Source organism: Tritonibacter multivorans (assembly GCF_001458415.1).
Taxonomy (GTDB): Bacteria; Pseudomonadota; Alphaproteobacteria; order Rhodobacterales; family Rhodobacteraceae; genus Epibacterium; species Epibacterium multivorans.
In genome coordinates, this window is the sequence record NZ_CYSD01000039.1 from 153,779 (window position 1) to 165,614 (window position 11,836).

11 protein-coding genes are annotated in these 11,836 nt (G+C 60.6%); 4 read left to right on the forward strand and 7 right to left on the reverse strand.

What is annotated here, in order from left to right; all coding sequences use genetic code 11:
* Both argE and TRM7557_RS14175 read left to right on the forward strand, forming a co-directional pair.
* Window positions 1-1,179, forward strand: coding sequence for an acetylornithine deacetylase (gene argE / locus TRM7557_RS14170; RefSeq protein WP_058290880.1), 1,179 nt, complete (start codon window positions 1-3; stop codon window positions 1,177-1,179).
* 63 nt (window positions 1,180-1,242) lie between these two features.
* Window positions 1,243-2,409, forward strand: a complete 1,167-nt coding sequence (locus TRM7557_RS14175; RefSeq protein ID WP_058290881.1) for a M20 aminoacylase family protein — start codon at window positions 1,243-1,245, stop codon at window positions 2,407-2,409.
* Window positions 2,410-2,477: 68 nt separating this feature from the next.
* Here TRM7557_RS14175 and TRM7557_RS14180 read toward each other — a convergent pair whose 3' ends face one another.
* The 4 genes from TRM7557_RS14180 to moaA form a co-directional block, all read right to left on the reverse strand.
* Window positions 2,478-2,837 (reverse strand): hypothetical protein, encoded by a 360-nt coding sequence (locus tag TRM7557_RS14180; protein WP_058290882.1) that lies wholly within the window; start codon window positions 2,835-2,837, stop codon window positions 2,478-2,480.
* A 251-nt stretch (window positions 2,838-3,088) separates the two neighbouring features.
* Window positions 3,089-4,144 carry a glycosyltransferase family 4 protein gene (locus TRM7557_RS14185; RefSeq protein ID WP_058290883.1) on the reverse strand — a complete coding sequence of 352 codons (1,056 nt, stop codon included), beginning with the start codon at window positions 4,142-4,144 and terminating at the stop codon, window positions 3,089-3,091.
* A gap of 15 nt (window positions 4,145-4,159) precedes the next feature.
* Window positions 4,160-5,455 (reverse strand): 3-deoxy-D-manno-octulosonic acid transferase, encoded by a 1,296-nt coding sequence (locus TRM7557_RS14190; protein WP_058290884.1) that lies wholly within the window; start codon window positions 5,453-5,455, stop codon window positions 4,160-4,162.
* A 2-nt stretch (window positions 5,456-5,457) separates the two neighbouring features.
* Window positions 5,458-6,465, reverse strand: coding sequence for a GTP 3',8-cyclase MoaA (moaA, locus tag TRM7557_RS14195; RefSeq protein ID WP_058290885.1), 1,008 nt, complete (start codon window positions 6,463-6,465; stop codon window positions 5,458-5,460).
* Window positions 6,466-6,557: 92 nt separating this feature from the next.
* On the opposite strand from moaA, the gene TRM7557_RS14200 reads away from it, so the two are divergent.
* Entirely contained in the window at window positions 6,558-7,157 is a 600-nt protein-coding gene (locus tag TRM7557_RS14200) for a hypothetical protein (RefSeq protein WP_058290886.1), read from the forward strand.
* Between the two features lie 46 nt (window positions 7,158-7,203).
* Here TRM7557_RS14200 and TRM7557_RS14205 read toward each other — a convergent pair whose 3' ends face one another.
* Genes TRM7557_RS14205 through glmU form a run of 3 tightly spaced genes read right to left on the reverse strand, consistent with a single transcriptional unit; the run spans window position 7,204 to window position 11,041 of the window.
* Window positions 7,204-7,881: a DNA alkylation repair protein gene (locus tag TRM7557_RS14205; protein ID WP_058290887.1), complete on the reverse strand. Its 678-nt coding sequence runs from the start codon at window positions 7,879-7,881 to the stop codon at window positions 7,204-7,206.
* On the reverse strand, window positions 7,878-9,686 hold the full coding sequence (glmS, locus tag TRM7557_RS14210) for a glutamine--fructose-6-phosphate transaminase (isomerizing) (RefSeq protein WP_058290888.1): 1,809 nt from the start codon (window positions 9,684-9,686) through the stop codon (window positions 7,878-7,880). Before glmS ends, TRM7557_RS14205 begins: the two co-directional genes overlap by 4 nt.
* A 5-nt stretch (window positions 9,687-9,691) precedes the next feature.
* Window positions 9,692-11,041, reverse strand: a complete 1,350-nt coding sequence (glmU, locus tag TRM7557_RS14215; protein WP_058290889.1) for a bifunctional UDP-N-acetylglucosamine diphosphorylase/glucosamine-1-phosphate N-acetyltransferase GlmU — start codon at window positions 11,039-11,041, stop codon at window positions 9,692-9,694.
* Between the two features lie 129 nt (window positions 11,042-11,170).
* Here glmU and TRM7557_RS14220 point away from each other — a divergent pair, with 129 nt between their 5' ends.
* Window positions 11,171-11,836, forward strand: coding sequence for an HAD-IA family hydrolase (locus TRM7557_RS14220; protein ID WP_058290890.1), 666 nt, complete (start codon window positions 11,171-11,173; stop codon window positions 11,834-11,836).

Consider the following 11,836-nt stretch of genomic DNA (forward strand, 5'->3'; position numbering starts at 1 on the left):
ATGACCGCCGCAACCCCGGCCCGGTTGCCGCCGCTGGAGATTTTGCGCCAGCTGGTGGCCTTTCCGACGGTCAGCTCTGACACAAACCGGCCTTTGATTGAGTGGGTCGCCAGTTATCTGGCGTCCCACAGTGTCGAACATTACGTCTGGATTGACCCGGATCAGCCCGAAAAAGCAGGGTTGATGGCGCATGCAGGTCCGCGTGTTCCGGGTGCGGTTGTGCTGTCGGGCCATACGGATGTGGTGCCGGTGGACGGGCAGGCCTGGACTGGTGATCCCTTTACGCTGGAAGAGCGCGACGGCAAGTATTTTGGGCGTGGTGCGGCAGATATGAAGGGCTTTGTGGCCTTGGCGATCTGGGCGCTGGTCGAGGCCCGCTATGGCGTGTTGAAGACACCGCTGCAACTGGCGCTGAGTTTCGACGAAGAAATCGGCTGCACCGGTGCGCCGCCGTTGATTGCGGCGATGCAGGATCTGCTCCCCCGTGGGGCAGCGGTCATTGTCGGCGAACCCTCCATGATGCGCGCGGTGACAGCGCACAAGGGGATTGCGGGGTTTGACACCCTTCTGCGTGGATTTGAGGTGCATTCTTCGCTGCTGCCGTCTGGCGTCAACGCGGTGATGGAGGCGGCAGAGCTGATAACCTGGGCCAAAGCGCGCAATGCGCAGGCCGCAGCGCAGGCACCTTCGGCGATGGCCGCATTGTTTGACCCAGCCTATACCACGGCCCATGTTGGCACCATTCGAGGCGGCACAGCACATAATATCACGGCCAAGGAGTGTAGGCTGGATATGACCTTCCGCGTGGTGCCCGGAGAAACCGTTGCAGAGGTCACCGCTGCCTACCGCGAAGAGGTGGCGCGACTTCAGGCCGCCATGCAGATGGTGCATCCCGATTGCTCGATAACCCTTGCGCCGCTGTTTGATGTGCCACCGCTCACCCCCGAAGTGGACGGCGTGGCCGAGGCGCTGGTGCGCAGCCTGACTGGCGACAATGGTACCCATGCGGTCAGCTTTGCCAGCGAAGGCGGGCAGTTTCAGGAAGCGGGCTATTCCACGGTTCTATGCGGGCCCGGTGACATTGCGCAGGCGCATCAGCCAGACGAGTTTATTTCCAAGGCTCAGTTCCAGATGGGCCAAGATTTCATGCACAACCTGCTGGAAAGATTGTCCCAGTAAACACACGCCATATATACCAAAGACAAGACCGGGTGCGTCCCGGCCGCAATAGGAGAGATCGACGTGCCCGTCAAAAACCGCTTTGCCGAACTTCAGGATGAAATCACCGCTTGGCGACGTGATCTTCATGAAAACCCCGAGATCCTTTTTGAAACCCACCGGACCTCGGCGATGGTGGCCGAAAAGCTGCGTGAATTTGGCTGCGAAGAGGTCGTCGAAGGCATCGGTCGCACGGGTGTGGTGGGTGTGATCAAGGGCAAGTCAGACGCTTCGGGCAAGGTTATTGGCCTGCGTGCCGACATGGACGCGCTGCCGATCCACGAAGAAACCGGTGTGGATTATGCTTCCAAAACCCCAGGCGCCATGCATGCCTGTGGCCATGACGGTCACACGGCTATGCTGCTGGGCGCTGCGAAATACCTGTCAGAGACCCGCAATTTCGACGGCACCGTGGTGGTGATTTTCCAACCCGCCGAAGAAGGCGGCGGCGGCGGCAAAGAGATGTGCGATGACGGTATGATGGATCGCTGGGGCGTGCAGGAAGTCTACGGCATGCACAATTGGCCGGGCTATCCGGTCGGCGAATTCGCCATCCGTTCCGGTGCTTTCTTTGCAGCAACCGACCAGTTCGACATCACCTTTACCGGGCGTGGCGGCCATGCGGCGAAACCGCAAGAAACTGTCGACAGCACAGTGATGGCCGCGCAGGCGGTGCTGGCGCTGCAGACCATTGCGTCGCGGAATGCAGATCCGGTGCATCAGATTGTGGTTTCTGTGACCTCGTTTGAGACCTCGTCCAATGCGTTCAATGTGATCCCCGAACGGGTCCGCATCAAAGGAACTGTGCGCACGATGGACAAAGGCATCCGCGATCTGGCCGAGCAACGCATTGGCGAGGTCTGCACTGGCATTGCGGCGACCTTTGGCGGGGCGGTCGATGTGAAATACATGCGCGGCTATCCGGTCATGGTGAACCATGATGACCAGACGGAGTTCGCGGCAGAGGTGGCGCGTGGGATTGCTGGCGACTGTGAAGAGGCGCCACTGGTCATGGGCGGCGAAGACTTTGCCTATATGCTCGAGGAACGTCCCGGTGCCTATATCCTTGTTGGCAATGGCGATACGGCTGCGGTGCACCATCCGAAATACAATTTCAATGACGATGCCATCCCTGCAGGATGCAGCTGGTGGGCCGAAGTTGTGGAAAAACGGATGCCCGCTGCAAACTGATCTGTCGGAAATGCACTTAGAAAAAGGGGCCGTCGGGCCCCTTTTTGCATTGATTGGTGATCTGTGGATCAGCGATCAAAGCTTTGACCGACGATCACGCAGGCCTTGTAGCCGTCCGGCAGCGTTTCCTGACAATGCGAGAGCGCGGCAAAATCCGCAGCTTTTTGGTCGTCATAACCCCAAGACCGGCTGGTCGGAACAAAGGTCGAGGCATCGCTGCAATCCACGCTGGCCCCCGCAGGCAGGGCCGGAACAGCATAGGTGCCATGGCCGTCGATTTTGCCAGCCCAGTCGATCATGGTGTCTTTAAACGTCGGGCAGACCTCGCCCTGGATGCGCAGAACACGCTGATCCTGCGCCATGGCAGAGCTGGCGGCGGTAATTGCGAAGCCAGCGACAACGATAGAGAATGCAAATTTGGTGATCATGTTTTTACTCCCAACTGAAAAACTCAACTGGGAACAACTTTAAAAGATTTGCGACGAATGGACCGTGGGAGGGGGGATTGCATTTTCCCCTCTTGAAATCCGCGTCGCAGTCCCCGGGGGCGGTTATGTGTGGGAAATTCAGCGAAGTAGCGCCAGATTTGCCCCAAAACCGCATGTTTTAAGGGGATATCGCGAATGTTCTTCCCCCTGAAGATGCGCACAACCATCGGGGAAATTCAGTTTACGCAAGGTCAGATTAGGAGTTTTCGATACTCTGCAATGATCGCGGCGGCTTCCCCTTCGAGGCGGAAATTGGTCTCTACGTGCTGGCGCGAGGCCACAGACATGGCCTTTAGGCGGTCTTTGTCGGACAGGCATTGGATAATATCTGCGGTGATTTTATCCAGATCCTCGATTTCGCACAGCGTGCCGGTTTCTCCGGGCACAATCAGCTCTTCAAAGGCGCCAACTCGGGTAGAGACAGAGGGCGCACCGCAAGCCATCGCCTCAAGCGGGGTGAGGCCAAAGCCTTCCCAACGTTGTGGCGCGACATAAAGATCCAGCGCCTGAAAATGGCGCGGCACGTCCTCAATATCGACCTCGTCGCGGAACAGAATGCGGTCGGACAGACCAGCGGCTTCGACTTCGTCCTTGAGGTCTTGCAGGAAGGTTTCGTGTTCACCGACCGCCCGGCCCATCATCAGCGCCCGCGCTTCCGGGTTGGCCTGACAGGCTTTGATCATAGCTTTGACAAAAAGATCATTGCCTTTTTGGGGGCGAATACGGCCAAAGCAGCCGACAAGAAGCCCATCGGTGGGGAGGCCCAGTTCTGCGCGCAGGGCGGCGCGATCAGCGACGGGTTGGAACAGGTCGCAGTTCACCCCGTGGCGGATCACCGTCGCGTCGACGTCCAGATAGCTGGCGGATTTGGCCGAGGTCGCGATCACCTTGTCCATCCGGCGCAGAAGCCAGCGGGTAAAACCGGTGTGGCGACGCTGCGCCGCAGAGGTGAACAGAAGTTTCAGACGTTTGCCCAAGAGGTACTTCAGCGCAAGGCCTGCGACCATTTCGACATTGCGCCGCGCATGCCAGACCCGTACGCCCGAAGGGCCTGCGCGCGACATTGTGATCAGCTGCTTGGGGTCGACGTTTGGCACATCTGCCGGCAGGTCGGGCGCGGCTGAGGTGATGGCGATCTGCTTGGCCTGAATCGGCAGCAGCCGCAACACGGTTGAGGTCACACCCGAGTGGCGTTTTTTGAAGTTCGGCGCGATCACGTCGATTGTGCGCAAGTCGATCTGGGTCATATGCGGTCCTGTCGTTCAGGCCGCAGGCAGAAGCTCGATCAATGCCGCGGCGGTCTTGTCCAAATGGTCGCTTTGCCGCGCGATATACGCGGTTGCGGCGGCGCAGGCCACCTCCAATTCAGTTGATTGGCCCAGCCAAGTCGTCACACGCGCGGCAATGGCTTCGGCGTTTGCTGCCTCAAAGGCAGCGCCCTCGGCAATCATCTCGGCATAGCTTTCAGCGAAGTTGAAGTAGCCCGGCCCGGTCAGCACGGTTGCGCCCAGCTGTGCCGGTTCAAAGGGGTTATGGCCGCCGATTTCAAGCAGGGAGCCGCCCATAAACACCCGCGGACAAAGCGCATACCAGGTGCCGACCTCGCCAAGGGTATCCGCCAAGTAGACATGGGTCTGGGCTGTTGGCATTTCGCCACCGCTGCGGCGGGCAAGCGTCAAGCCCGCATCGCGGATCAGTGTTTCGACTGTGTCGCCTCGGTCCGGGTGACGGGGCACCAGGAGCAGGCAGGCGTCAGGCAGTGTCTTCAGGATCTGCGCGTGCGCGGCGAGCACGGTTTCTTCTTCGCCTGCATGGGTCGAAGAGGCCACCCAAAGGGGACGGTCGCCCAGTGCGGTTTGCATCTGCTGCAATGTGGTCTGATCAACGGGCAGCGGGGCTGAAACCGCCTTGAGGTTGCTGCCAGGGCGAATGCGGTCCGGGGCGGCACCCATGCGGCGCAGATTGTCGGCGGTTTTCTGGTTCTGTGTCACAAACAGATTGAACTGCGACAGGATGAACCCTGCGGTGTCGGGGCGTTTGACCCAGGCATTGACCGTTCGGTCAGACATGCGCGCATTGAGCAGGACCAGCGGGCAGCCCGTGGCCCGAGCGCGGACCACCATCTGCGGCCAAAGCTCGCTTTCAACAAAGACACCAAGATCCGGTTGCCAATGGGCCAGAAACCTGTCCACCGCCGCGCGGCTGTCCAGCGGCGGGAACTGGTGGCGGCAGCGCGGTGGCATGCGTTTTTCGATCAGTTCCGCTGAGGTTGGCGTGCCAGAGGTAATCAGGAACTCTGCCTCTGGGCGCATTTCACCAAGCCGCGCGATGAGCGTCAGGACCGACAAACTTTCCCCAACGGATGCCGCATGGAACCAGATCAGCTGACCGTTTGGTCGGGGCAGCGTCGCATGGCCGAGACGTTCGCGCTGGCGTTCGGGGGTGACGCCATAGGCGCCCAGCCGCTGCGCCACCTTGCGCCATGCAAAAGGAGCAAGCAGGGCGCTTGCTCCGGTATAAAGGTGATAGAGCGGGGTCGGCCGCGACGTATCGGGCATTTTTAGCCGCCTGTATGGCTCATGTGGCGGGTCATTTGACCATCCACGCTTTGGCGGGAATAGTCGAAATCATGGCCCTTGGGTTTGAGGCCAATCGCCTTGCGGATGGCCTCTTCGAGCGGCTGTTCAGTGTCCGGGTGGTCGCGCAGCGGGCCGCGAAGATCGGCCATATCCTCTTGACCAAGGCACATGTACAGCTCCCCGGTGCAGGTTAGGCGCACGCGGTTGCAGCTTTCGCAGAAGTTATGGCTCAGCGGCGTAATGAAGCCGATTTTCTGACCGCTTTCTTCCAGTCGCGCATAGCGCGCCGGGCCGCCGGTGCGTTCGGTCAGATCGGTGACCTGATAGTTCTGCTCGTAAGCTTTGCGCACGTCTTTCAGGGACCAGTACTGGTCCAGACGGTCCTCATTGCCCAGATCGCCCATGGGCATGACCTCGATCCAGGTGAGATCAATCCCGCGCGAGGCACACCATTCGGTGATGGTGAACAGCTCGGGTTCATTAAAGCCTTTCAGTGCCACCGCATTGATTTTGACGTGCAGACCGGCCTTCTGCGCGGCATCGATCCCGCGCAGGACTTGGGGCAGGCGGCCCCAACGGGTGACCTTGGCGAATTTTTCGTCATCCAACGTGTCGAGCGAGACATTCACCCGGCGCACGCCGCAGTCATAGAGCGCCTGAGCGTATTTTTCGAGCTGCGACCCATTGGTGGTCAAGGTCAGTTCTTTCAGCGCGCCGCTTTCAAGGTGGCGGGTCATCGACTGGAAGAAGGTCATAATATCGCGGCGCACCAGCGGTTCACCGCCGGTGATGCGCAGTTTTTCCACGCCCATGCGCACGAAAGTCGAGCACATGCGGTCCAGCTCTTCCAGCGTCAGAAGTTCTTTCTTCGGCAGAAAGGTCATGTTCTCGGACATGCAATAAACGCAGCGGAAGTCGCAACGGTCGGTCACAGAGACCCGCAGATAGGTGATGGCGCGCGCGAAGGGATCGATCAATGGTGCAGTCATGCATCCATAGGTAGGGCGTGAAGATGCCGCTATCAATAGAGAAACCTTAATTCTCTGTGGTAACTGCGCAGGCTTGGAGCTAGGGTCGCGGCATGAACAGACGTAGCTTGAAACTTCTCGTGCTTGGACCGCTGGTTGTCGGCGGTTTGTCCGCCTGTAATGGGCTGAACGGGGTCCAGGTGAACTCCAATATTCTGGGCGGGCTGGGCGGTGGTTTTCCGCAAGCACAGACCAATCAGGACATTCTGGAAGGCAGCGCCAATCCGGACGCCCCGCCTGCGGTCAGTGAAGAGCCGCTTTCGGCGGTTGGCGGTACGGAAACGGCGGGTCTTTCCACACCGGAGGCGCCGACGATCGAGGCACCTGCACCTGTGCAGCCGACCGCACCGTTGCGCAAACGGGCCGAACCTTCGGTGGGCCCGTCCGATGCCAGTGCGCCATCTTTTGGGCAATCTGCAAAAACAGTTGCCGGTCTGGGCGATCCGGGCCGCGTTGGTCTGTGGATGGAAACGCCGCTGGTAAAGGCACGCCGCAACGCGCGTGTCGTGGCGCCGAATGGGCGCTCTATCGTACTGACGCTTGAGCCGATCACCGGCGACACTGGTGCGGGCAGCCGTCTTTCGATTGGTGCCATGCGCAGTCTGGGGCTTCCGCTGACCGAACTGGTCGAGTTGCGGGTCGGGCCGGTCTGAGCCAATATGAGATCATACAGATGAAAGGGGCCTGCGGGCCCCTTCTTTATGTCAGATATTTCGCGGCTTCTTTGCGGGCAAAGGCCTTGAGCGTCGCGCCGGGGCCATCCAAGAAGGCGCGGGTGCGGTCGGGCGCGTGTTTTGAAAGATCGCGCAGCCACCAGCCGACGGATTTTTGAATAAACCAGTCACGATCGGCGACATAACCTGCAGCCCAGCCAAGGATGCGGTCGCGGGTGGCCTCATCCGCCGCTTTGGGATTTGGCAGTTTGGCCCAAGGCAGGGTCGCCACAAGGGCAGCACGGCGGGACCACATGTGCGCGGAAGTTGTCCACTCTTCGACACTGTCCAAACGCGCAGGCTGTGCCACCAGACGTTTGGAAATTGCCGAACAGGCGTGATCGGCAATGGCCCAGCTGTCAAAATCCGGCACCCAAGACACCAGCAGCTCCCAGACGGGCGCATCGTCTTTGATCCGCGCTTGAGTCAGCAGTTTGGCCGCCAGAATGCGGGCCTCAAAGATATCGCTGTCCCAAAGCGCGCGGGCCAGATCGGCGCGGCCTGCCACGTCCAGATCCTTGCGCCAGTCTTTGGCGAGCTGGTTCAGCACCTCATTGCCAACCCCCAGAACCGCGCGGGTCTGTTTGTGGTAGGCGGCTTTCTGGTCTGCTTGCTGCACCTCAGCATAAGAGCGCAGCACATCGAGCGCGTCGTCGAGTGTCATTCCACTGTAACCGATTTCGCGAGGTTGCGCGGCTGGTCCACATCCGTGCCTTTGGCAATCGCCGTGTAATAGGCGATCTGTTGGGCGGGCACCGCATAGAGGATCGGCGCTAGCGCGTCGGGCACCTGCGGCATGGTGATGATTTCATGCGTGCCGTCGCCGGCGACGCGCGCACCTTCGGCATCCGTCACCAAAATCACCTTGCCGCCACGGGCCATGACTTCCTGCATGTTCGACACGGTTTTTTCAAACAGCGCATCGCGGGGTGCCATCACAACCACGGGCACCTTTTCGTCGATCAGGGCAATTGGGCCGTGTTTCAGCTCGCCGCTGGCATAGCCTTCGGCGTGAATATAGCTGAGCTCTTTCAGCTTGAGCGCACCTTCCAGCGCCAGCGGGTACAGCACGCCGCGGCCAAGGAAGATAATATCCTGCGCCTTGGCAAGGTCGCGTGCGGCGTCTTTGATCTGCGCGTCCAGCGACAGGCACTGGTGGATCAGGCCGGGCAGGGCGCGCAGGTCTTCGGGCAGGCCGTCGGGCAGGGGGTGGCCGCGTTGTTGTGCCGCCTTCAGCGCCATCATCAGCAGGATCACCAGCTGGCAGGTAAACGCTTTGGTCGAGGCGACAGAGATTTCCGGGCCTGCGTGCAGCGGCAGCACCACATCGCTTTCCCGCGCGATGGAGCTTTCTTGAACATTCACCAAGCCAACAATCTGCGCAGCCTTGCCTTCCATATAGCGCAGCGCCGCCAGCGTATCGGCGGTCTCACCGGACTGGCTGACAAACAGCCCCATGGTGTTCGGGGACACTGGCGGTTCGCGGTAGCGGAACTCCGAGGCCACATCGACCTCAACCGGCATTTTTGCGATCTGCTCGAACCAGTATTTCGCCACCAGGCAGGCATAATAGCCGGTGCCGCAGGCGACCATGGTCAGCCGGTCCACAGTGGTGAAATCCAGATCTTCGGGCAGCTGACGGCCGTCTTCGCTGCCCAAATAGGCGCGCAGCGCACGGTCAATTGCGACGGGCTGTTCGGCGATTTCTTTCGCCATAAAGTGCTTGTGGCCGCCCTTGTCAACGCGGGCCGCTTCCAGCGCGATCTTGCGTTTCTCGCGGTTGGCGAGATTGCCTTTGCTGTCAAAGATCTGAAGGCTGTTGCGGGTCAGGATGGCAAAATCGCCTTCCTCCAGATAGGTGATCTGGTCGGTAAACGGCGCCAGCGCCAGCGCATCCGATCCGACAAACATTTCGCTATCCCCATGGCCAATAGCCAGCGGAGAGCCCTTGCGGGCGGCGATCATCAGATCGTCTTCGCCTTCAAACAGAAACGCCAGTGCAAAGGCGCCGTGCAGGCGGCCCACGGTTTTCTGCGCGGCCTCCGTGGGCGACAGGCCCTCGCGGATGTAGTGCTCACACAGAAGGGCGACGGTTTCCGTGTCGGTGTCGGTTTCAAAGTCGATGCCCGCTGCGCCCAGCTCAGCGCGCAGGTCTTTGAAGTTCTCAATGATGCCGTTGTGGACCACCGCCACGCAGCCCGCGCGATGCGGGTGGGCGTTGGTCACCGTGGGTGCGCCATGGGTGGCCCAGCGGGTGTGGCCGATGCCGGATTTACCCGCCAGCGGTTCATGCACCAGAAGGTCCGACAGGTTTACCAGCTTGCCCACCGCGCGGCGGCGCGACAGGGTGCCGCTGTTCACGGTAGCAATGCCCGCGCTGTCATAGCCACGGTATTCCAGCCGTTTCAGGGCCTCGACCAGAATGGGGGCAACTTCGTGGTTGCCCAGAACGCCTACGATACCACACATGGTTCTTACCCTTTGGTCTGGCGGGCTTTCTTCGCGCGCAGCATATCCATCAGCTTGCGCGCGCGGCCCGGTTTGTTTGTCTGCTCGGTGCGCGCAATCGCCAGCGCGCCGTCTTCAACGTTTTTGGTGATCACCGCGCCTGTTGCGGTCAGGGCCTCGTGGCCCACTTTGACCGGGGCAACCAGCAGCGTGTTGGAGCCAATAAAGGCGCCGCGGCCGATTTCCGTCCGGTGTTTCATCACCCCATCATAGTTGCAGGTGATGGTGCCTGCGCCAATGTTTGTTTTTTCGCCGACGGAGGCATCGCCAATGTAGGACAGGTGATTGACCTTAGCGCCTTCGGCGATTTCAGCGTTTTTGATTTCGACAAAGTTGCCGATGTGCGTGTCTTCGGCCAGTTCTGCGCCGGGGCGCAGGCGGGCGTAGGGGCCAACCTTTGCGCCACGGCTAACATGGCAGCCCTCAAGGTGCGAAAACGCGCGGATCAGCGCGCCGCTTTCCACAGTGACGCCGGGGCCAAAGACCACATTGGGCTCGATCACGCTGTCACGGCCGATGATAGTGTCAAAGGCGAGGTAGACGGTTTCGGGTGCCATCAGGGTGACGCCAATGTCCAGCAGTTCGGCGCGGGCGCGCTGCTGGAACACGGCATCTGCTGCCGCGAGATCGGCGCGAGAGTTCACGCCCAGTGTTTCAGCCTCGTCGCAGGACACGGCGGTAACACGCAGGTCTTCGCCGCGCGCGATCTCCACCAGATCGGTCAGATAGTATTCGCCGGACGCGTTCGCGTTCCCGACCTTGTCGAGCAGGCGGAACATGGTTTCCGCGTCACAGGCCATCAGACCGGAATTGCAGAAAGAAATGGCGCGGGTGGCGTCATCCGCGTCTTTGAACTCAACAATGCGCTCAAGACTGTCGCCCTCCATGACCAGACGGCCATAGCGGCCGGGGTCTGCGGCGTTGAAGCCCAAGATCACCAGATCGGCACGGCTGCGGGCGGCGATCATCCGTTCCAGCGTGTCTTCGGATACAAAAGGCGTATCACCGTAAAGCACGACAACATCGCCGGTAAAGCCCGCTAGCGCCTCGCGTGCCTGCAAAACCGCGTGGCCGGTGCCCAGCTGTTCGGTCTGAAGCACAACAGTGGCGTCTTCGTCAATGTCGGCCACGGCGGCGCGAACCTTTTCGGCCTCGTGGCCGGCGACGACAATGGTCTTTTCCGGCATCAAAGCACGGCCTGCCGCCATGGCGTGTTCCAGCATCGGGACCTGCGCGATGGGATGGAGAACCTTGGGCAGATCGGAGTTCATCCGGGTTCCTTTACCTGCGGCCAGGATGACGAGGGCTGTGCTCATGATGATTTCTCTTTGAGTTTTGTTGTGCCCCGTTTTATCCGCTAACAGAGGGCGCGCAAGGCTTTGCGCCATAAACTTCGGTTGCGGGTTGCAACAAAATCGGGCGGGAAACCGCCGAGAAAGGGACAGATGCGCACGGTTATCTTCGATCTGGACGGCACTTTGGCCGATACCTCGGGCGATTTGCTGGCCGCCGCAAACCATTGTTTTCGCGCAATGGGCCTCGGCGATGTGCTGACTGCGGCCGACGCGGGCGTTGCGTTGCGTGGAGGGCGAATGATGCTGTCCACGGGGCTTGAACGCGTCGGGCAAATGTCTGACGCGACAATATCGGAATATTATCCGGTGCTGCTGGAGGCCTATGCCGACGCCATCGACACGCATACGGTGATGTATCCCGGCGCGATGGAGGCTGTGGAGGCCTTGAAAACCATGGGCTATGGCGTTGGAATTTGCACCAATAAGCCGGAGGGCCTTGCGGAGACGCTGATGGCACGTCTGGGGGTGCGCAATGAATTTGCCTCGCTTGTGGGGGCGGACACCTTGCCCGTGCGCAAACCTGACCCCGAACCGCTGTTTGAGGCGGCCCGTCGCGCAGGCGGTACGCCCGAAGCCTGCGTCCTGATCGGCGACAGCGACACAGACCGCAAGACCTCGGCCAATGCAGGTGTGCCGTCCGTGCTGGTGACCTTTGGCCCCTCGGGCGAGGACATGGCGGCGTTGAAGCCCGAAGCGCTTTTGGATGTTTATTCTGACCTGCCAACTGTGGTGGAGCGTCTGATCGGGCGAAACTGA